22 protein-coding genes are annotated in these 19,792 nt (G+C 67.5%); 9 read left to right on the plus strand and 13 right to left on the minus strand.

What is annotated here, in order from left to right; translation table 11 throughout:
• The first annotated feature begins 69 nt into the window (after positions 1–69).
• Together N440_RS18510 and N440_RS18515 are read left to right on the plus strand one after the other, a co-directional pair.
• The gene (locus tag N440_RS18510; protein WP_133936138.1) at positions 70–471 is read left to right on the plus strand and encodes a hypothetical protein; all 402 of its coding nucleotides are present in this window, start codon (positions 70–72) and stop codon (positions 469–471) included.
• Positions 472–474: 3 nt separating this feature from the next.
• Positions 475–921, plus strand: a complete 447-nt coding sequence (locus N440_RS18515; RefSeq protein WP_004153636.1) for a 3-dehydroquinate dehydratase — start codon at positions 475–477, stop codon at positions 919–921.
• Positions 922–1,067: 146 nt separating this feature from the next.
• Here N440_RS18515 and dcp read toward each other — a convergent pair whose 3' ends face one another.
• From dcp to arfB, 3 genes are all read right to left on the minus strand, one after another.
• Complete coding sequence (dcp, locus tag N440_RS18520) at positions 1,068–3,224, minus strand: peptidyl-dipeptidase Dcp (RefSeq protein ID WP_004153614.1); 2,157 nt, start codon at positions 3,222–3,224, stop codon at positions 1,068–1,070.
• Between the two features lie 111 nt (positions 3,225–3,335).
• Positions 3,336–3,938 carry a lysophospholipid acyltransferase family protein gene (locus tag N440_RS18525; protein WP_008266991.1) on the minus strand — a complete coding sequence of 201 codons (603 nt, stop codon included), beginning with the start codon at positions 3,936–3,938 and terminating at the stop codon, positions 3,336–3,338.
• Positions 3,939–3,942: 4 nt separating this feature from the next.
• Complete coding sequence (gene arfB / locus N440_RS18530) at positions 3,943–4,374, minus strand: alternative ribosome rescue aminoacyl-tRNA hydrolase ArfB (RefSeq protein ID WP_004153612.1); 432 nt, start codon at positions 4,372–4,374, stop codon at positions 3,943–3,945.
• Positions 4,375–4,507: 133 nt separating this feature from the next.
• Here arfB and N440_RS18535 point away from each other — a divergent pair, with 133 nt between their 5' ends.
• Positions 4,508–5,044 (plus strand): DUF2059 domain-containing protein, encoded by a 537-nt coding sequence (locus N440_RS18535; protein WP_133936139.1) that lies wholly within the window; start codon positions 4,508–4,510, stop codon positions 5,042–5,044.
• 75 nt (positions 5,045–5,119) lie between these two features.
• Here the strand turns inward: N440_RS18535 and N440_RS18540 are convergent, their stop codons facing one another.
• Both N440_RS18540 and N440_RS18545 read right to left on the minus strand, forming a co-directional pair.
• Complete coding sequence (locus N440_RS18540; RefSeq protein WP_343133951.1) at positions 5,120–5,905, minus strand: pseudouridine synthase; 786 nt, start codon at positions 5,903–5,905, stop codon at positions 5,120–5,122.
• A 65-nt stretch (positions 5,906–5,970) separates the two neighbouring features.
• On the minus strand, positions 5,971–6,552 hold the full coding sequence (locus N440_RS18545) for an O-methyltransferase (RefSeq protein ID WP_133936368.1): 582 nt from the start codon (positions 6,550–6,552) through the stop codon (positions 5,971–5,973).
• A gap of 170 nt (positions 6,553–6,722) precedes the next feature.
• On the opposite strand from N440_RS18545, the gene N440_RS18550 reads away from it, so the two are divergent.
• From N440_RS18550 to N440_RS18565, 4 genes are read left to right on the plus strand one after another with little or no spacing between them, the layout of a single operon-like run.
• Positions 6,723–7,334, plus strand: a complete 612-nt coding sequence (locus N440_RS18550; RefSeq protein ID WP_049457575.1) for a PIG-L deacetylase family protein — start codon at positions 6,723–6,725, stop codon at positions 7,332–7,334.
• Complete coding sequence (locus N440_RS18555; RefSeq protein WP_133936141.1) at positions 7,334–8,473, plus strand: glycosyltransferase family 2 protein; 1,140 nt, start codon at positions 7,334–7,336, stop codon at positions 8,471–8,473. Before N440_RS18550 ends, N440_RS18555 begins: the two co-directional genes overlap by 1 nt.
• Entirely contained in the window at positions 8,460–9,065 is a 606-nt protein-coding gene (locus tag N440_RS18560; RefSeq protein WP_133936142.1) for an acetyltransferase, read from the plus strand. Before N440_RS18555 ends, N440_RS18560 begins: the two co-directional genes overlap by 14 nt.
• Before the next feature lie 4 nt (positions 9,066–9,069).
• Positions 9,070–9,855 carry a YaiO family outer membrane beta-barrel protein gene (locus N440_RS18565; protein ID WP_133936143.1) on the plus strand — a complete coding sequence of 262 codons (786 nt, stop codon included), beginning with the start codon at positions 9,070–9,072 and terminating at the stop codon, positions 9,853–9,855.
• A 54-nt stretch (positions 9,856–9,909) separates the two neighbouring features.
• On the opposite strand, the gene ubiB is transcribed toward N440_RS18565, so the two are convergent.
• Positions 9,910–11,565 carry a ubiquinone biosynthesis regulatory protein kinase UbiB gene (ubiB, locus tag N440_RS18570; protein ID WP_133936144.1) on the minus strand — a complete coding sequence of 552 codons (1,656 nt, stop codon included), beginning with the start codon at positions 11,563–11,565 and terminating at the stop codon, positions 9,910–9,912.
• Positions 11,562–12,197: an SCP2 sterol-binding domain-containing protein gene (locus tag N440_RS18575; RefSeq protein WP_004153599.1), complete on the minus strand. Its 636-nt coding sequence runs from the start codon at positions 12,195–12,197 to the stop codon at positions 11,562–11,564. The genes ubiB and N440_RS18575 overlap by 4 nt, the downstream gene beginning before the upstream one ends.
• Positions 12,198–12,601: 404 nt before the next feature.
• Here N440_RS18575 and ddlA point away from each other — a divergent pair, with 404 nt between their 5' ends.
• Positions 12,602–13,687, plus strand: a complete 1,086-nt coding sequence (ddlA, locus tag N440_RS18580; protein WP_133936145.1) for a D-alanine--D-alanine ligase — start codon at positions 12,602–12,604, stop codon at positions 13,685–13,687.
• Between the two features lie 96 nt (positions 13,688–13,783).
• Here the strand turns inward: ddlA and N440_RS18585 are convergent, their stop codons facing one another.
• The 3 genes from N440_RS18585 to oleC all read right to left on the minus strand — a co-directional run bounded on the left by N440_RS18585 (position 13,784) and on the right by oleC (position 16,669).
• Positions 13,784–13,939: a DUF1328 domain-containing protein gene (locus N440_RS18585; protein ID WP_004153593.1), complete on the minus strand. Its 156-nt coding sequence runs from the start codon at positions 13,937–13,939 to the stop codon at positions 13,784–13,786.
• 82 nt (positions 13,940–14,021) lie between these two features.
• Entirely contained in the window at positions 14,022–15,014 is a 993-nt protein-coding gene (oleD, locus tag N440_RS18590) for a 2-alkyl-3-oxoalkanoate reductase (protein ID WP_133936146.1), read from the minus strand.
• Positions 15,011–16,669 carry an olefin beta-lactone synthetase gene (gene oleC / locus N440_RS18595; RefSeq protein WP_133936148.1) on the minus strand — a complete coding sequence of 553 codons (1,659 nt, stop codon included), beginning with the start codon at positions 16,667–16,669 and terminating at the stop codon, positions 15,011–15,013. The genes oleD and oleC overlap by 4 nt, the downstream gene beginning before the upstream one ends.
• 104 nt (positions 16,670–16,773) lie before the next feature.
• On the opposite strand from oleC, the gene N440_RS18600 reads away from it, so the two are divergent.
• Positions 16,774–17,205, plus strand: a complete 432-nt coding sequence (locus N440_RS18600) for a YkgJ family cysteine cluster protein (protein ID WP_049458121.1) — start codon at positions 16,774–16,776, stop codon at positions 17,203–17,205.
• Between the two features lie 115 nt (positions 17,206–17,320).
• Here N440_RS18600 and N440_RS18605 read toward each other — a convergent pair whose 3' ends face one another.
• The 3 genes from N440_RS18605 to N440_RS18615 all read right to left on the minus strand — a co-directional run bounded on the left by N440_RS18605 (position 17,321) and on the right by N440_RS18615 (position 19,788).
• Complete coding sequence (locus N440_RS18605) at positions 17,321–18,211, minus strand: alpha/beta fold hydrolase (RefSeq protein WP_133936150.1); 891 nt, start codon at positions 18,209–18,211, stop codon at positions 17,321–17,323.
• Positions 18,212–18,351: 140 nt separating this feature from the next.
• Positions 18,352–19,368 carry a 3-oxoacyl-ACP synthase III gene (locus N440_RS18610; protein WP_004153587.1) on the minus strand — a complete coding sequence of 339 codons (1,017 nt, stop codon included), beginning with the start codon at positions 19,366–19,368 and terminating at the stop codon, positions 18,352–18,354.
• Positions 19,369–19,470: 102 nt separating this feature from the next.
• Positions 19,471–19,788 (minus strand): DUF4156 domain-containing protein, encoded by a 318-nt coding sequence (locus N440_RS18615; RefSeq protein ID WP_005407628.1) that lies wholly within the window; start codon positions 19,786–19,788, stop codon positions 19,471–19,473.
• Positions 19,789–19,792 lie beyond the last annotated feature (4 nt).

The raw sequence follows: 19,792 nt of genomic DNA on the forward strand, positions 1-19,792 counted from the left end.
CGCACCTTTACGGCCAGCGCGCGCATCGTGTGCCCACCGCGCCACAGGGCGCATTCCGCAAGGTGTTGTATGACCCTCCTGGTGATCCGCCACGCATCTGCGTCGGCGCCGCGCCCGCAGCTGCCGACGCAGTTGAGCGGCCATCGCGTGCTGTGCAGCGACTGCGCCAGCCTGTCCGAAGTGCGCCAGTGCCTGTGCCAGCCGCAGGCGCGCTCGGCCGACTGGGTGCTGCTGGATGTCGGCACTGCCGACGAGGCGCAGTGGCAGGCCGAAGGTGGCGCGCTGCAGGCGGCACTGGAACGGCTGCCGGCGCAGTACATCGAGCTGCAGGCCCGCAGCGAGCCGGGGCTGGATGCACGCCTGCGCCTGCAGCACGGTCCGGCCGCAGTGGTGGTCGACCAGCGCAGCCAGCAGGCCGGTTATCCGTTGTCGCTGGCCATCGTTGGCCGCCGCCTGGCGCAGGAGGGCTGAGCCATGTCGATCTTCATCATCCGTGGCCCGGAAGCGGCCGGTGCGCTGATCCGTACCGCGATGCCGCTACCGGCGCCGGTCCTGAAGTCGCTGGTGCATCGCGCCATCGACGCCGGCACCAGCGTGGCGATCCGCGCCTGTGGTTCGGAGCAGGAACTGCTGGACGCGCTGCGCGTGGCCGACCACAGCCGTGGCGAGGTGACCCTGCTCGATCCGGGTGCGTGTGCCAACAGCCTGCGCCTGCAGCGGCTGCTGCCGTACCTGCACAACGCCTACGTGGAAGTGCATGACGACGGTGCGGTGGCCGAACCGTGCCTGCCGGCCGGAGTTGGCCAGCGCCTGGGCATCGCCGCCGGCTACGGCGCGCAGAGCTATGTGCTGGCGCTGGACATCGCGCTGGATCACCTGGGGTTGGCCGAACAGGCCAATCGTGTGCACGTAGGCACGTAACCCGCTTGTGTAGCGTCGAGCCATGCTCGACTGGCCTTTCATCGAAAGGCAGCCGAGCATGGGCCCGGCTCTACAGAAGAACGTCGAGCAAGGCTCGACGCTACACAACGAAAAACGGCGGGGTTGCCCCCGCCGTTTTCGCTTTCTTACTTCAGCCCGCGGAACTTCAGCAGCGGCTCCACCGACGGGTCCTTGCCGCGGAAATCGCGGTACAGGGTCGACAGCTCCACGCTGTTGCCACGCGAGAGGATCTTGTCGCGGAACTCCTGGCCGTTGGCGGCGGTCAGGCCACCGTGCTCGGTGAACCACTGGTAGGCGTCGTGGTCCAGCACTTCCGCCCAGAAGTAGGCGTAGTAACCGGCCGAGTAACCGCCACCCCAGATATGGTCGAAGTAGGTGGTGCGGTAACGCGGCGGCACCTGCGGCAGGTCGACCTTGAACTTCTTCAGCGCGCTGGCTTCAAAGGCGCCCACATCCTGCAGCGGCGCGTCGGCCTTCTGCGTGTGCCAGGCCAGATCCAGCAGCGCGGCCGACAGGTACTCGGTGGTCGCATAGCCCTGGTTGAAGCTGCGTGCCTTGAGGATCTTGTCGACCAGCTCCTGCGGCATCGCCTCGCCGGTCTTGTAGTGCTTGGCGTAGTGGGCGAACACCTTCGGGTCCAGCGCCCAGTGCTCGTTGAACTGCGACGGGAACTCGACGAAGTCACGCGAGGTTGCGGTGCCGGCGATCGACGGGTACTTCACGTTCGAGAACATGCCGTGCAGTGCATGGCCGAACTCATGGAACATGGTGGTGACGTCGTCGAAGCTGATCAGCGCAGGCTGGCCGGCGGCCGGCTTGGTGAAGTTGCAGACGTTGTAGACCACCGGCTTGGCACCGGTCAGGCCGTCCTGTTCAACGAACACGTCCATCCAGGCGCCGCCGGACTTGCTGTCACGCTTGAAGTAGTCGGTGTAGAACAGGGCCAGCGAGGTGCCGTCCTTGTCGAACACTTCGTACACCTTCATGTCCGGGTTGTAGGTCGGAATGTCGGTACGCGGCTTGAAGGTGATGCCGTACAGCTGGGTCGCGGCGTAGAAGACGCCGTTCTGCAGCACGTTGTCCAGTTCGAAGTACGGCTTGATCTGCGACTCGTCCAGATCGTACTTGGCCTTGCGCACCTGCTCGGCGTAGAAGTCCCAGTCCGATGCAGCGACCTGGAAACCGCCCTTCTGCGCGTCGATCACCTTCTGGATCTCGCCGGCTTCGGCGCGGGCCTTGGCGGTGGCGGCCGGCACGGTGTCGGTCAGCAGCTTCAGCGCGGCGGCCGGAGTCTTGGCCATCTGGTCGCCCAGCTGGTAGTCGGCGAAGGTATCGAAGCCGAGCAGCTTGGCCTTCTGCGCACGCAGCTGGGCCAGGCGCTGCACGGTCTGCCGGGTGTCGTTGGCATCGCCACGCTCGGCGCGGGTCTCCGAAGCCTTCAGCACGGCCGCGCGCTGGTCACGGTCGCTGAGCGAGCCGAGCACCGGCTGCTGGGTGGTGTTCTGCAGCGGCAGCACGAACTTGCCGTCCAGCTTGCGATCCTTGGCGGCGGCTGCAGCGTTGTTGATCGCGTCCTCGTCGAGGCCGGCCAGCTTGGCCTTGTCGTCGACGACCACGGCGGCGGCGGCGGTGGCGGCCACCAGGCGGGTGTGGAACTGGGTGGAGAGCGTGGTCTCTTCCACGTTCAGCTTGCGCAGCGATGCCTTGTCGGCGTCGGACAGCTGCGCACCGGCACGTACCAGGCCGTCGTAGTAGTGCTCGACCAGGCGCTTCTGCACCGGGTCCAGCTCCAGCGTGTCGCGCTGGTCATAGATCGACTTCACGCGCGCGAACAGCTTCGGATCGAGGTTGATCTCGTCCTGGTGCGCGGCCAGCTTCGGCGCCACTTCTTCCTGGATCTTCTGGCGCGCGTCGTTGGTATCGGCCTGGACCAGGCCGAAGAAGATGCGCGACACGCGGGTCAGGGTCTCGCCGCTGCGCTCCATCGCCACGATGGTGTTGTCGAAGGTGGCCGGTTCGCTGCTGTCGGCGATCTTGCGCACGTCGGCCAGGTGCTGGCGCATGCCTTCCTCGAAGGCCGGCAGGTAGTCGCTGTCCTTGATCTTGTCGAACTGCGGCGCCTGGAACGGCAGCGTGCTGGCGCTCAGCAGCGGGTTGGTGGAGGCTTCGGCCGGCTGCTGGGCCGGGGTCTTCTGGGCTTCGGACACGGGGGTGGACTCCTTGCCGGAACAGGCCGCCAGCGCCAGGCTGATGGCGGCGGCCAGGACTACGGTACGCGACATGTAAAACGCTCCTTGGGCAGACGGTATGGAATACCAGCCCTCCACCCTACTCCTGTCGCGCTCGCCCGGCATGTGCCGGACGTGGCGTCTATGCGGGGCCTGCCGGCCGGCTCAGACCGTGCCGCGGGTCTTGCCGATCCAGGGCCGGTAGAACTCACGGATGGCGGCCATGTCGGCCGCGTCATCACCGCTGGGCGTGAACAGCGGACCGATGCCGATGGTCTTTTCCGGATAGTGGAAGTACGCGGCCAGGATCGGCACGTCGGCCATCCGCGCGATCTTCAGGAAACCGGCCTTCCAGTCCTTCACCGCCTTGCGGGTGCCTTCGGGGGTGATCGCGAACCACATCTTCTCGTTGTTGCGCAGCAGGTCCACCGCCTGGCCAACGGTGCCCTGCGGCGAGCTGCGGTCCAGCGGGATCACGCCCAGCTTGTGCAGCAACGGGCCCAGTGGCCACCAGAACAGCGAGGCCTTGCCCAGCACCTTCACCTTCATGCCCAGCGCGATCTTGGCCGCCATCCCCCACAGCCCGTCCCAGTTGGACGAATGCGGCGCGATGATGAACACCAGCCGGGGAATGTCAGGCAGGGTGCCGGTCACCTTCCAGCCGCCCATGCGCAGGGTGCAGCGCGCCAGCCAGCGCAGGAAGGCATTGGGTTTGACCTGCGGCATCTGCGGCGGCACGGCCGGCAGCAACGGAGTCGGGTTGTTCAAGCAATCACTCCCAGTCACGTGATGAGCGCCCGCGCTTGATCTGCGCGCGCCCGCGTTTGGCGTCCAGACGACGCAGTTTCGACCCGAGGGTCGGCTTGGTGGCCTTGCGCGGCTTGGGCACGCTCAGCCCGGCCTGGATGAAGGCCGCCAGCCGATCGCGCGCATCCTCGCGATTGCGATCCTGGGTCCGGAACCGTTGCGCATCGATGACCAGCACGCCTTCGCCGGTCATGCGCCGGTCACGCCGCGCCAGCAGGCGCGTGCGCAACGGCTCGGGCAACGAGGGCGAGTTGGCCACGTCGAAACGCAGTTCCACCGCGGTGGAGACCTTGTTGACGTTCTGCCCACCGGCGCCACTGGCACGCACGAACCGCTCGACGATCTCGCCGTCGGGGATTTCAAGCTGCGCGCTGATGGTGACCGGTCCACTGCCCATCCGCGCATTGTAGCGGCAGCCACGCCCCGCAGTGCGGCATCGCGCCCCGTATGCCGCCGATCAGGTACCGAACACGCCGCCTTCGCCTTGGCTGCGGGTATGCTGGCCGTCCCATGTACCGCAGGAAGCCCGCATGACCCGCACCGCACCCGCCCTGCCGTCCCTGCCGTCCCTGCTGCGCCGTGCCGCCCTGCTGCTGGCGCTGGCCGTGGCCAGTGTGCCGGCCCTGGCCGCGCCGCCGACCGATGGCGACATCAACCGCCTGCTCTCGGCCTCGCGCGCGCAGAGCATGATCGACACCATGCTGCCGCAGATCGAAGCGATGCAGCAGCAGCAGTTCCAGCAGGTGGCCGCGCAGCGCCAGCTCAACGCCCAGCAGCAGGAGCAGCTGAAGCGGATCCAGGCGCGGACCAGCCAGACCCTGCGCCAGGCCCTGTCATGGCAGCAGCTGCGGCCGATGTACGTGGACCTCTACAAGAAGACCTTCAGCAAGGAAGACGTGCTGGCGATGGCCGAGTTCTACGAGAGCGCGGCCGGCCAGAGCCTGCTGGACAAGACCCCGGCGCTGATGCAGAACGTGATGGTGGCCATCCAGGCGCGCATGCAGCCGCTGTTCGCGGACCTGCAGAAGGACCTGGAAGCGATCGTCAACGAGCCGGAAAAGAAGTGAGGTAGAGCCGGCCGCTGGCCGGCTCCCCGGTACATCTGGAATCGCGTAGCTGCCGGCCAGTGGCCGGCACTGCCGTCAAGCGGTATCCACCTGCCAGCCGAACAGGTCCAGCGCCTTCTGGAACCCAGGGTCCAGCGGCGCGCGTACATCCACCACGCCACCGTCGGGATGCGGGAAACGCAGGCGCTCGGCGTGCAGCAGCATGCGATGCACGCCCTGCATGCGGAAGATGCGGTTGTGGCGGCCATCGCCATGGCTGGTGTCGCCGATCATGTGGTGCGACAGGTGCTTGAGGTGCCTGCGGATCTGCCGGAAGCGCCCGGTCTGCGGCTGGCAGCGCAGCAGCGCATAACGCGAACTGCTGAACTCGCCGATCGGCACCGACAACTCGCCGGTGGCCAGGCGCTGGAAATCAGTGATCGCCGGCTTCTTCACCGGCTTGCCCGGGCCGCCGTCCAGATCATGGTCGACCTGCCAGGAGAGCTCGGCCGGCCAGCCCCGGCACACGGTCAGGTAGTCCTTCAGCACTTCGCCGCCCATCAGCGCCTTGCCCAGCGCGCTGGCGGTATCACGGTCGAAGGCCAGCAGCAGGCAGCCACTGGTCGCCCGGTCCAGGCGATGGACCAGGAAGATCGGGCGGCCCAGCTGCTCGCGCAGGCGGTCGGCCAGGAAATCGTCTTCGCCACGGGCCAGCTTGCTGTCGTGGACCATCAGCCCGGCCGGCTTGTTGACCACGGCCAGGCGCTCATCCAGGTGCAGCAGCTGCAGGGGTGCGGTGTCGGTCTCGACCGCAGCGAGGGTGTCGGGTTCGGTGCTCACCGCGGGATTATAAGGGCCTGCTTCCTGTAGAGCCGAGCCCATGCTCGGCTGCTCTGCGCGACCGGCAACAACGTGCCAACCAAGGTTGGCACCTACCTGTAGGGCAGTCAGGCGTTGCGCACCGCCAGCAACTCGCCGTTGCCCACCGGCACCAGGCTGCTGCTGAAGCCGGCGTCGGCTGCCAGCAGCGCGCGCAGCGGCTCCATCTGCGCGGCATGCGAGATCGCGTTGTCCACCACCAGCAGGCCCCCGGGCCGCAGCACGCGGCGCAGCTGCGGCCACCAGCCGGCGTACTGTTCGCGGTCCGAATCGAGGAACAGCAGATCGAGGCTGGCATCGGTGGCCTGCGCAAGCCACTGCCCGGCATCGGCGTGGACCAGCGTGATGCGCTCAGCCAGGCCACTGCGCGCGAACGTTGCTCGCGCCATCGCCACCTTGTCTTCGGCGTACTCCAGCGTGGTCACGTGGCCGCCGATGGCGGCGGCGGCTTCGGCCAGCCAGAGCGTGGAGTAGCCGTTGGAGGTGCCGATCTCCAGTACGCGCCGTGCTGCACCGAAACGCACCAGTACCGACAGGAACTCACCGGTCTGCGGCGTGATGTTGAGCATGCGCCGGGCACGTTCGGTCTCGCGAGCGTCGTTATCGGCACCGAAACGCGCCAGTTCGTCCCTCAATACCGAAAGCTGCATCGCTGTCGCCTCTTTCATTTGTCGCATCAGGGCAGCCATTGTGGCCCATCAAGTCACATTTTCAGATTGATCCTAATCTTTCGCGTTGCTCGAGTTGCGATAGTTCCGCCTCTTTCGCGCGGGACGTTCCACCTGCCCGCCGCTCCCTCGGTTTTCGCAAGGACACGGCCATGGCCTTCGACATTCTGGCAATCGGCGCCCACCCCGACGACATCGAACTCGGCTGCGGTGGCAGCCTGGCCAAGCTGGCACGCACGGGTGCGCGCATCCATGCGCTGGTGCTCAGCCGCGGCGGCCGCGGCTGCCACACCGGTATCGACCGCAGCGATGAATCCCACCGCGCCCTGCACCGACTCGGAGTCGGCAACGTGATCCAGCAGGATTTTCCGGACACGCGTTTCCCGGGCTGCCGCAACGACATCATCGCGGCCATCGAGCAGGCCTGCGCCACGCTTGTGCCGCATCGCGTCTACACGATGTGCGGCGAGGACCATCACCAGGATCACCGCACCGTCCACGAGGCATCGATCATCGCCTGCCGCAGTGTCCCGCAGATCCTCTGCTACGAGAGTCCCAGCACCCTGCCGCAGTTTGCACCCCAGGTATTCGAAGACATCAGCGCGCAGCTGGACCTGAAGATCCACGCCCTGCGCGAGCATGCCAGCCAGAGCGATCGCCAGTACATGCAGGAGGACCATCTGCGCTGCCACGCACAGTTCCGCGGGCAGCAGATCGGTATCGGCCCCAGCGAGGGCTTCCTGCCCCATCGGCTGGTGCTCTGATGAAGACGCTGCTGTTCCTGGCCATGTGCGTCTTCATCCTGGTGCGTATCTGCATGCTGCTGTCGCGCCGGCCGAGTACGCACCTGTACAGCATCGACGCGATCGTTCCCGCCTACAACGAAGCCCCGTGCCTGGAGCGCTCGTTGACCAGCCTGTTGCAGAACCCTTACCTGGCCCGGGTGATCTGCGTGAATGATGGCTCCACCGATGACACCGCTGCGGTGCTCGATGCGCTGCAGGTACGCTGGCCAGGGCGTCTGGTGGCGGTGCACCAGGCCAACACCGGCAAAGGCGGGGCATTGATGCACGGCCTGCAGCACGCCACCGCCGAACAAGTGTTCCTGACCGACGCCGACACCCATATCGATCCGCGCGGGCATGGCCTGGGATACCTGCTGGACGAAATCGAGCGTGGGGCCGATGCGGTCGGCGGCGTGCCCTCGTCCAGCCTGGAAGGCGCCGGTTTCCTGCCGCATGTGCGTGCCAGCCTGAAACTGCCGATGATCGTGATCAAGCGCAGCTTCCAGCAGTGGCTGGGCGGCGCGCCGTTCATCGTCTCCGGCTCGTGCGGCCTGTTCCGCACCTCGGTGCTGCGCAAGGTCGGCTTCTCCGACCGCACCCGCGTGGAAGACCTGGACATGTCCTGGTCGCTGGTCGCGCAGGGTTACCGTGTGCGCCAGAGCGTGCGCTGCGTGGTCTACCCGCAGGAGTGCAACACGCTGGTGGAGGAATGGCGGCGATGGCGGCGATGGATCGTCGGCTATGCGGTCTGCATGCGCCTGCATCGTGGCCTGCTGCTGACCCGCTTCGGCCTGTTCAGCATCCTGCCGATGATGCTGCTGGCGCTGGCCGGCATCGTGCTGACCCTGCAGGTCTGGTTCGGCGCGGCGATGCTGCATGGACCCGCCGGCCTGGCATTGGCGGTGATGCCGCTGTTCTGGATAGGCGTGGTCATGCTGCTGGCGCTGATCAGCGCCATCCATCATCGCCGCGCCTGGCTGGTGCCTGCCGCTGCCTTCTCGATGCTGTATGTACTGCTTGCCTATGCGATCTGGGTGATGCACGGCCTTGCCGGGCTGTTCACCGGCCGCGAGCCGGTACGCGACAAACCGACGAGGTATCCGCATGTGGTGGAATGATCTCACCGCCCTCGCCGATGCGCTCCCGGCACTGGCATCCCACATTGATTCCAGCGCCCAGGTGTCGCCACGTGCAACCGTGCAGGGGACCGTGTGCATCGGTGCCGGCAGCCGCATCTGCGACGGAGCCCATCTGCAGGGCCCGATATCGATCGGCCGTGATTGCCTGATCGGCAACAACGCGCTGCTGCGTGGCCCGCTGCGCATCGGCGATGGCACCCGCATCGGCTTTGCCAGCGAAATGAAGAACGCCTTGATCGGCGAGAGCGTCAGCATCGGTCCGCAGTGCTTCATCGGCGACAGCCGTATCGATGCCCGCGCCTATCTTGGCGCGCTGGTGCGCACCAGCAACCATCGCCTGGATGGCGCGACGGTCGCCGTGCACATCGAAGGCGCCGTCATCGACAGCCAGCGCGACAAGCTTGGCGCGTGGATCGGTGAAGGCGCCTCGCTGGGCGTCGGCGTGATCATCCTGCCCGGTCGCATCATCGCACCGGGCAGCCAGTTCGGACCGCGCATCACCGTGGAACGAAACCTGCCGCCGGGCCGTTACCGGCTGCTGCAGTCGCTGCATTCCCAACCCCTGGAGTAACCCCATGCGATTGATCTTCCGTGGCGCGCTGCCGTGTGCCCTGTTGCTGGCTGTGTCCAGCGCCCACGCCGGCGTCGACCGTGTTTCGATGCAGCTGGACCATGCCGACTACACCGACAGCTTCGGCAAGCGCGACGTGCAGACCCTGGACGTGGCCGGCCGCAACGGCCACACCCGTTGGCACCTCGGCCTGGCCCATGGTGAACGCGACTTTGGCAGCAGGCGCTTCAGCGGCAACCGCGTGCAGGCCTCGCTGCACCAGCGCTGGAGCCCGCGGTTGTCCACCCGCACCGCCGTCACTGCGTCCAACGATGATCCGGTGTTCGTCAACCGCCAGGTCAACCAGGACCTGCAGTGGAAGGTGGCGCCGCAGACCGTGCTCAACGTCGGCGGCAAGTACGCGCAGTACCACGCCGGCGCGTACGTGAGCGGCTGGTCGGTGGGGGCCTCGCATTACTTCCCGCGCGTGACCGCTTCGCTGCGCCACGAGCGGCACCGTCAGTCCAATGGGCCCGACGGCCATGGCACCACGCTGTCGCTACGCCTGAAGGACGCCCAGGGCCGCGGTTCAACCCAGCTGTGGCTGGGCACCGGCACGTCCGGCTACGCGGCAGAGTCCGATCCGCTGCTGCTGCGCGAACATGATGCGCGGCGTGCCTTCCTGCGCCGCAGCCAGCCGCTGGGCGAGCATCTGGTGCTGGACATGGGCATCGGCAAGACCTGGCACAAGACCCGCCTGGACACCTTCCAGAGCGTGCAGTCGCACGTGGGCCTGGGCTACCACTGGTAAGAATCCGGGGTGGGTCGGCGGCATGCATCGCCGCCGGCCCTCAGCCTGACGGGCTCAGCGCCACCACGCGCGCAGCAGCGCCACCGCGCCGACCGCACCGGACAGCCAGCTCCACATCGGCAGGTCACCCCAGTACCAGCCCGGCGGTTGCAGCACGTACATCAGCGCCGCGATGGCCAGCAGGCCAACGCCGGTGATCGCACCCACCGCGCGCTTCTGCAGGCGCTGCAGGCTGGCATCGAGCGCCACCAGGTCACGCGAGCGCATCGCCAGTTCGTGGCGGCCTTCCACCTGCTGGGTCAGCCAGGCGTGTACCAGCCGCGGCATGTCCGGCGCATGGGTCATGATCTCCGGCAGGCGCTTGCCGATCTCGCGCACCACCCGGCGCGGGCTGTAGCGCTCGCGCAGGATCTTCGCCAGCACCGGCTTGGCCACTGCCCAGATGTCGATCTGCGGATCGAGCTGGCGGCCGACACCTTCGATGTTCAGCAGGGTCTTCTGCAGCAGGATCAGCTGCGGCTGCAGGGTCAGCTGGTAGCGCTGCGCCACGCGGAACAGCTTCATCAGCACTTCGGCCAGCGAGATCTGCGACAGCGGACGGGTGAAGTACGGCTCGCACACCGAACGCACCGCCGCTTCCAGATCATCGATGCGCACGTGGTCCGGCATCCAGCGTGCCTGCACGTGCAGTTCGGCGATGCGACGGTAATCGCGGTTGAAGATGGCCATGAAGTTCTCGGCCAGGTAGTACTGATCTTCCTGCGAGAGCTGGCCCATGATGCCGAAGTCCAGCGCGATGAAACGCGGGTTGGCACGGCGCGCCGGATCGGTGTCGACCCAGATGTTGCCGGCGTGCGCGTCGGCATGGAAGAAGTTGTCGCGGAACACCTGCGTGTAGAACACCCGCACGCCCTTGGCGGCCAGCGCCTTGCGGTCGATGCCGGCCTTGTCCAGCGCGGCGATGTCATCGGACGGGATGCCCCATACGCGTTCCAGGGTCAGCGCGCGCTCGGCGGTGTGGCTCCAGATCACTTCCGGCACGTACAGGTCGTCGCTGTTTTCCCAGAAGCGGCGCAGCACGCTGGCATTGGCGCCTTCGCGCTGCAGGTCCAGTTCGGCGGCCAGGGTGTTCTCGACTTCGGCCACTACCTCCCGCGGGCGGATCTTGTCGGCACGTGGATGGGTGCGATCGACCAGCGCGGCCAGCGAGTTGAGCAGGGCGATGTCGGCGTCGATCTGCTTCTCGATGCCTGGGCGCAGCACCTTGACCACCACCTGGCGGCCGTCGGCCAGCGTCGCTGCGTGCACCTGCGCGATCGAGGCCGAAGCCAGCGGTTCGGTGTCGAAGCTGGCAAACGCCTCGCTCACCGGCAGGCCGAGTGCTTCCTCGACGATGCGGCGCGCGGTATCGCCATCGAACGGCTTGACCCGGTCCTGCAGCAGGGTCAGCTCGTTGGCCACGTCCGGCGGTACCAGGTCGCGGCGGGTCGACAGGATCTGGCCGAACTTGACGAAGATCGGGCCCAGGTCCTGCAACGCCAGGCGCAGGCGCGCACCGCGCGATTGTGCGGCGATATCGGCCGAAGCGCGCGGCACGAACGGCTTGGCCAGGCGCAGCCAGCGCTCGGCCGGCGTGCCTTGCAGCAGATCGTCGAGGCGGTAACGCAGGATCACCCGGCCGATGCGGCTGGCCCGCAGCACGGCCTTCATGCGGCACCCCGCAGGCGCTGCACGCGTGCGCCCAGGCGCTCGACGTCATCGCGCAGCACGTCCACGTCGTCATGGAAGGCATCCAGCTCTGCGCGCGGCACCACATCACGCGATTCCTCGGTGATGAACTCGGCAGCGCTGTGGGCCAGGTCGATCGCGCCCTGGCGTGCGTGCTGCAGCGCGCTGCGCAGGGTGTTGGCGACCTGCACGCCCAGCACCTCGCCGAATACGCTGACGAACGGCTGCTGCCAGTCCGGATCGAAGCCCTTGGCCAGCTGCTGCAGCCGGCGCGCCAGTTCGGCGTCGCCGGCTACGCGCACGCGGCCCTTGCCGGTGCTGTCGGCGCGGCGCGCGTTGGCCAGCAGTGGCAACTGCGCCAGCACGCCGGCCAGGCTGCTGCGCACGGCCAGATCGGCTTCCTGCGTGTCGACCGGGCCGACCCGCAGCTGATCGCCCTCGACGCTGATGCGCATCGCCAGCGAAGGCGCTTCCAGGGTCAGGTCGATATGCCGGCCGTCGAGGCTGGCCAGCGCATGGCGGGTATCCGGATCCAGCGCGAGGGCGCGGTTCAGGGCGATCTGCAGGGCGCGGCCGGCGACCGGCTTGAGGGACTTGAGCAGGGAGAGAGCCATGTGCGCATTCTACCTGCGTGGGTGGGGGGCTTGGGCCGGGCTGCCGCCCGGCACCCGCAGATGCACCGGCCTCGGGCCGGCAAGATCTACATCAAAAGCTGGCTTCCCGTGGGGAGGCGAGGTGGGTCCGGTTGCGGGGGACGCTGCAAGTACGTCCCTGTAAGCTCGGTCGCCGCATCCATGCGGCTCACGCCCCCGCAACCGGCCCCACCCCGCCTTCGACAGTTTCCTGCGATCGGTCGGGTCTCGCTCTGGTAGATGCCGACCTTGGTCGGCGCTTGGTTTCGTGGTGTGCCAACCAAGGTTGGCAGCTACCAGAACCGGGGATTCATCTGTGCCTCACCTGGGTGGCAGCGGAAGGTTCATGCTGTACGGCCACGCAACGCACAGGACATCGCAACACCATGGCACGGACCCGGGTCGGCATCATCTTCGGGGGCAAGTCCTCCGAGCACGAAGTTTCGCTGCAGTCGGCGAAGAACATCCTCGATGCCCTCGACCGCGAGCGCTTCGAGCCGGTGCTGGTCGGCATCGACAAGCAGGGCCAGTGGCATCTGAGCCAGCCGGACACCTTCCTGATCAATGCCGATGATCCGTCGCGCATCGCGCTGCATCGTTCCGGCCAGTCGCTGGCGGTCCTTCCCGGCACGGAGCAGGCGCAGCTGCGGCCTTCCGATGCGGCCAGCGGGCTGGGCCAGATCGACGTGGTGCTGCCGATCGTGCATGGGCCGCTGGGCGAGGACGGTGCGCTGCAGGGTCTGCTGCGCATGGCCAACCTGCCCTTCGTGGGTTCGCCGGTGCTGGGCTCGGCGGTGGCGATGGACAAGGACGTGACCAAGCGCCTGCTGCGCGATGCCGGGCTGCAGGTAGCGCCGTGGCTGTGCATCCGTCGCCACCAGGCGGCGGCGGTCGATGTCGAGGCGGTGATCGCCCAGCTTGGCCTGCCCCTGTTCGTGAAGCCGGCCAACCAGGGGTCATCGGTCGGTGTAAGCAAGGTCAAGGAGGCGGCCGGCTTTGCCGAGGCACTGGAACTGGCGCTGCGCTATGACCACAAGGTACTGGTGGAGTCGGCGGTGGTCGGCCGCGAGATCGAGTGCGCGGTGCTGGGCAACGCGCAGCCGCAGGCCAGCGTGTGCGGTGAAGTGGTAGTGCACGACGAGTTCTACGCCTACGACACCAAGTACATCAACGAAGGCGGTGCCGACGTGGTGGTACCGGCGGACATCGACGCTGCCACCCAGACGCGCATCCAGCAGATCGCGCTGCAGGCCTACCAGGCGCTGGAGTGTGCCGGCATGGCACGCGTTGATGTGTTCCTCACCGCAGACGGCGAGATCGTCATCAACGAGGTCAACACGCTGCCGGGCTTCACCCGCATCAGCATGTACCCGAAGTTGTGGGGTGCCAGCGGCGTGGACTACACCAGCTTGATCACGCGGCTGATTGAACTGGCGCAGGAGCGCCATGCGGCTGACAGGCAGCTTCTGTAGCGTCGGGCCATGCTCGACGAAGGGCGTGCCGACCAACGGTCGGCACCCACCGGAGAAAACAGTGCCGGCCGGCGGCCGGCACTACCCTGCGGTCTTCTACCCGCGCTTGCGGAACATCGAGATCACTGCCAGTACCAGGAACACAACGAACAGGATCCAGGCGATGTTGCTGGCAGCACCGGCAATGCCGGAGAAGCCGAGCACGGCGGCGATGATGGCGATGACAAAGAAAATGACGGCGTAATGCAGCATGGCGCTCCTCGCAGATGTCCGGGCCGTTGGATGGCGTGGGTCCATCCTCCCGATCTGGCGGTGTGCAACCGGTGATGGCGATCTATGCGGCAGATGAAGCCTTCAGCCTGCGCAGCCCTTCTTCGATGCTGACCTGCGGCACGTAGCCGAAATCGCGCCGTGCCGGCTCCATGCTGTACCAGTGCGGCGTACACAGCTGCTCGGCCAGGAAACGGGTCAACGGCGGCTCGCCACGCAGGCGCAGCAGCGGCCACAGCCGCTCGCAGACCGCGCCGATGCGATAGGCGGTCCTGAAGCTGATCGCCTTGTCCACGGTCGGCGCCCCCACGGCGGCCAGCAGCTTGTTGACCAGCTCGCGCATCGGCAGCGGTTCGCCGTTGGAGATGAAGTACGCCTTGCCGGCACAGGCCGCGCCCGGCGCCAAAGCTTCGAAGGCGAGGAAGTGTGCCAGCGCGGCGTTGTCGATGTAGGTGGTATCGACCTTGTTGTTGCCATCGCCCACCAGGCGCAGGCGACCCTGCCGTGCACGCTCGGCCAGGCGCGGCACCAGCTGCTGATCGCCCGGCCCCCAGATCAGGCGCGGGCGCAGCGCTACCGTCGCCAGCGTCGCATCGTTGGCGGCCAGCACGCGTTGTTCGGCAATCGCCTTGGTCGCCGCATACGGCGCCTGGAAATCCTCGCCATACGGGACCTCGTCGGCGCCAAGGCCTTCCACCGGATGGGTGGCACGGTGGGTCACGCTGGGCGTGGAGGTGTAGACCAGCCGGCCAATGCCGTGTGCGCGGCATGCGGCGATCACGTTGTCGGTGCCGACCACGTTGGCCTGGTGGTAGCTGTCATAGCTGCCCCACGCGCCAGCCTTGGCGCCGTTGTGGAACACCGCATCGACGCCGGCCACCGCATGCAGCACCGCCTGCGCATCGGCCAGGTCGCCACGGATCTGGCCCACGCCCATCGCCTGCAGTTCCGGGTAGTGGCTGCGGTTGAACGCCAGCACCTGGTGGCCACGTTCGACCAGCCCGCGGCACAGCGCCTGGCCAAGGAAACCACCCCCACCGGTGACCAGGATCTTCATGCGCGCTTCTCCAGTTCGGCGCTGGCCCAGACGGCGAGCTTCTCGCGGCCGATCTTGGCGTTGTGACGGATATCGACGGGGAAGGCAGGATGCACCAGGAAATGCTGCAGGCCGGCCTCAGGCACGCGGGCTGCTGCGTGAGCGCGCAACGCTTCCTGCAGTGCCGGGCTGTCGGACTGGCCGCGCTGCAGTTCCACGCACAGCACCGGTACCTGTGCACCGGCCGCGCCAACGCCGACCAGCGCAGTGCGCGCCACGCCGGCCACGGTGTTGAATACCGGCTCGACCTGTTCGGTGTACAGCGGCCCGCGCGCGGTTTCCACGCGCTGCGTCTTGCGCCCGCAGAACCACAGGCGGCCCTGCGCATCGAAGTACCCCACGTCGCCCATGCGGTGCACGATACGGGTGCTGCCATCGGCCAGGGTTTCGCTGATCTTCGCTGCCGCGGTCGCCTGCGGGCGGTTGAAATAGCTGTCGGTGGTGGTCGGCCCGGCCACGGTGATCTCGCCCACCTCACCGGTGGCCAGCACGCGTGCCTGCCCCCAGTCCGGCAGCGGGGCATCATCGATGGCGATGATGCGCACCTCGTTCGGCTCCACCACGCTGCCCACGCAGGTGCCGGCGCCGGCCTCGGTGGCGGCGCGGGTGCGCTCCAGCTCGCGGCCTTCGACCACGGCCACCGGCAGGCACTCGGTGGCGCCATACGGCGTCCAGAACTGCGCGTCGGCCGGCAGCAGGCGGCGGATGGTGGCGACCACGTCCGGTGGCACCGGCGCACCGGCCGACGTCACCCGGGTCACGGTCGGCAGCGGGCGGCCATGCCGGGCCAGCACCCGCATCAGTGCCGGCGAGCCGAACAGCTGGGTCACGCCGAAGCGCTGGATGGCGTCGTGCAGGCGCGCCGGATCGGCCTGTGCCGGCCGCGTCGGGTCCATGTCCGGAATCACCGAAGTCAGGCCCAGCGCCGGATCGAACAGCGCGAACGGCGGGAAGGTCGGCAGGTCCACCCCACCCGCTTCCATGCCGAACGCGCTGCCCAGCAGCTGGATCTGGCCGACGAAGTGGCGGTGACGGTAGACCACGCCCTTGGGCACGCCGGTGGAGCCGCTGGTGAACAGGATGGCGGCCATGTCCTCGCCATCGGTGCCGGCCAGCATCGGCCCACCGTTGGCGCCTGCGCGCTCGAGTGCGGCCAGGGTGGTTCCGCCCCAGCCGAGGCGGCGGCCAACAGTGACCAGACGGGTCGCCGAAGGCGCCCAGCGCAGCGCCAGCCGCGCCACATGCGCCAGCGGGATGCCGATGAAGGCCTCCGGCTGCGCCTCGTCCAGACATTGCTTCAGCGCACGCCTGTCGATGCCGGGGTCGACCAGCACCGGCACCGCGCCCAGTTTGAACAGCGCGAACATCAACAGGAAGAACTCCGGCGATGGCCGCACCATCACCACCGTGCGCACGCCGCGGCCGATGCCGTAGCCGGCCAGGCCGGCCGCCATGGCATCGCTGCGCGTGTCCAGCTGGCGGTAGTCCAGGGTCACGTCATAGGCTGCCATGCCATTGCCGGCACCGCGGCGGCCGGGGCAGCGGATGGCGATCTGGTCAGGGCGTTCGCGAGCCAGTTCAGGCAGGCGGGCCGCAATGTTGCAGGGTCCGTTCATCCGTTCATTGTCGCCGCTTACGGAATTTCTTGCGCGGCGGCCCACTTCGTGGAAAATCCGCACCCTCGTTCCTGATTCCGACTGCCGCCCGAGGCGGCTTGCCCATGCAACATCCCTGCATGACCTGCGGCGCCTGCTGCACCCAGTACCGCGTGGCCTTCCACTGGATGGAATCGGACGAGGTCACTCCCGGCGGCGTGCCGCACCAGCTCACCGAGGTGCTCGACCCGCACCGCCTGTGCATGCGCGGCACCCACTCCAAGCCGGTGCGCTGCGTGGCGCTGGATGCGCAGATCGGCGTGTATTCACGCTGCACCATCCACCCCAACCGGCCCAGCGTGTGCCGCGAGGTGGATGCATCGTGGGAGTACGGCAAGGCCAGCCCGCAGTGCGACAAGGCGCGCATCGCCTATGGCCTGGATCCGCTGACGCTGGCCGACTGGCGCTGGCGCGATGAGGCCGGCAACGATGACGGCCATCCGGACGACAACGGCAACAGCCCGTCCTCGCCACCGCAGGCACCGGTCGCGGCGTAGGGGTAATGCCGGCCGCTGGCCGGCAACCTCATGAACCCGGCCGGTGTGCCGACCAACGTTCGGCACCTACCCATTACCTCTTCCGGTGGGTGCCGACCGTTGGTCGGCACGCCCCTCAGATCGGGTTCTTGTCGAGGAACGCGCGGATTTCCGGCACCAGCACGTCCTGCTTGTCTTCCAGCACGTAGTGGCCGGCATCCTCGAAGGCATGCACCTGGGCCTGCGGCAGTGCGACCTGGAAACCCTTCAGGAAATGATGGTCGAACACGAAGTCGCGCAGGCCCCAGCCGAGGAAGGCCGGGCGGTCGGCGAACGACGGCAGCGCCTTGCCGGCGCGCTCCAGCAGCGACCAGGCCTTGTCGGCCGGTGACAGCGGGATGTCCTGCATGAAGCGGATGGTGCTGATGCGGTTGGCGTAGCTGTTGTACGGCGATACATAGGCACGGCGCACATCGGCCGGCATCTTGCGTTCCACGCCCAGCCACGAGGCGCCGGACGAGAAGGCATTGAAGGTGCGGATGATCCACTCACCGATCTTCCAGTGGCGGCCCAGCGCGATCTGCCACGGCATCTTCTTCGCGGCCGGCATCGGGAACGCGGCGGTGTTGAGCACCACCAGGCGCTTCACCTGCTCGTGGTGCGACAGCGCCCAGCCGAAACCGATCATGCCGCCCCAGTCGTGCACGGCCAGGGTCACCGGGCCGGTGATGCCCAGGTGCTTCAGCAGCGCATCGAGGTCGTCCACGCGCGATTGCAGGGTGTATTCGTAGCGGCTGTCGTCCGGCTTGTCCGACAGGCCCATGCCGATGTGGTCCGGCACGATGCAGCGGTACTTGTCCGACAGCCCGGCCACCAGCGTGCGCCAGTAATAGCTCCACGACGGATTGCCGTGCACCATCACCACCACCTCGCCGTCGCGCGGGCCTTCGTCGAGATAGTTCATCGACAGGCCGGGGCGCACGTCGAAACGCTGCGGGTGGGCGGGGTAACCGGGAAGATCGCGCATGCGGAGCACCTAGGGAGAATCGCGGCGCGGTATAGAGCCGAACCGATGTTCGGCTGCTCTCCGGTCCGCTGCGGAAGAGCCGCGCTGCGCGCGTGAGCCGAGCATGGCTCGGCTCTACAGGAGGTCGGGCAGCGGGCTGCTTACCAGACCACTTCAGCCATCGAACAGTTCAGCCCCGAGCCGATGCCCAGAAGCGCGATGCGATCGCCCTTCTTCAGCTTGCCCAGCTGCTTGAGCTTGCTCAGCACGATCGGCACCGAGGCCGGACCGATGTTGCCGTGCTCGCCGAAGATGGTCATGACCTTCTTCGGGTCGATGCCGAAGTTCTTGATGAACGCCGCGGTGTGCGGCTGGCTGACCTGGTGGATCACGAACTGGTCCAGCTCTTCCACGGCCCAGCCCAAGGCGATCTTGGCGGCGGTGAAGGTCTTCTGCGCCAGCTTGATGCCTTCGATCAGCAGCAGGCGGGTATCGGTGACCATGCGGTCCAGGTTGCCCAGGCACAGCTGGTTCCACTCGGTGGCCGAGCGGGTCACGCCGCCCTTGTAGCGCGGTGCGTCCGGCACCAGTTCCGAGCGCGCCATCACCATCGCGGCGGCGCCCGAACCGGTGGTCAGCGCGGCCAGCTCGTTGCGGAAATCGTCGGCGGTGACGTCCGGGGCGGTCATGCGCTCCAGGGTCTTCTCGTACACCAGGTTGGCGGTCTCGCCATCCACCACCAGCGCGTAGTCGATGTCACCGCGCTCGATCATGCGCGCGGCGATATCCATGCCGTTGATGAAGGCCAGGCAGGCATTGGCAACGTCGAAGGTCATGCACTCGTCGCTGACGCCCAGGTTGCCGGAGACGATCGACGCCGTGGACGGCTCCAGGTAATCGCGGCTGACCGAGGTGTTGACCAGCAGGCCGACCTGGGTCGCGGTGATGCCCGCGTCTTCCAGCGCCTTGCGCCCGGCCATGGTGGCCGCATCGGAGGCCAGCACGCCGTTGTCCCACAGGCGGCGCGCGTGGATGCCGGCGATGTCGCCGAGCACGTCGGTGCGGATACCCAGGCGATCCAGCGTCGGCTGCAGCCGCTCGTTGATTTCCTTGGTCGTCAGCGTATGCGGCGCGTCGACGTGTGCCAGGCCGGCGATCGAGACATTCTTGAAGAGCATCGAGGTTAGCGCCAAGGCTCAGGCAAAAGGGGGCGCTATTCTATAACTCCCGGGCTTTCACCGCATCTTTACGAATTCAGCCTCGCCCGTATGGTGAAGCGTTCAGCGCGGCGGGCACTGGAACGCGGCGAAGCGCTGGCTGCCGTCGGCTGGAGCCGCGGCGGCCTGCACGGCGTTGGCGCCGGCACTCGGGGCCTCGTTGCGGGCCAGGGTTTCCAGCTCTTCCTGCACGCGCAGCGGGTTGCGGTTGTAGAAGCCGACCTTGCTCTTCACGGTGACCACCACCTCGCCCTTGGCGATGCAGCCGGCCGGAACCGGGCCTGCCGGCAGCACGCGGGTCGCCTTGCCGGCCGGTTCGATCGGCACCCAGGTGCAGGCGGTGACGGTGAGCAGCAGGGAGGAAAGCAGCAGAACGCGCATGGGC

Origin of the sequence: Stenotrophomonas sp. CC22-02 (assembly GCF_004365115.1) — a bacterium.
GTDB classification, from domain to species: Bacteria; Pseudomonadota; Gammaproteobacteria; order Xanthomonadales; family Xanthomonadaceae; genus Stenotrophomonas; species Stenotrophomonas forensis.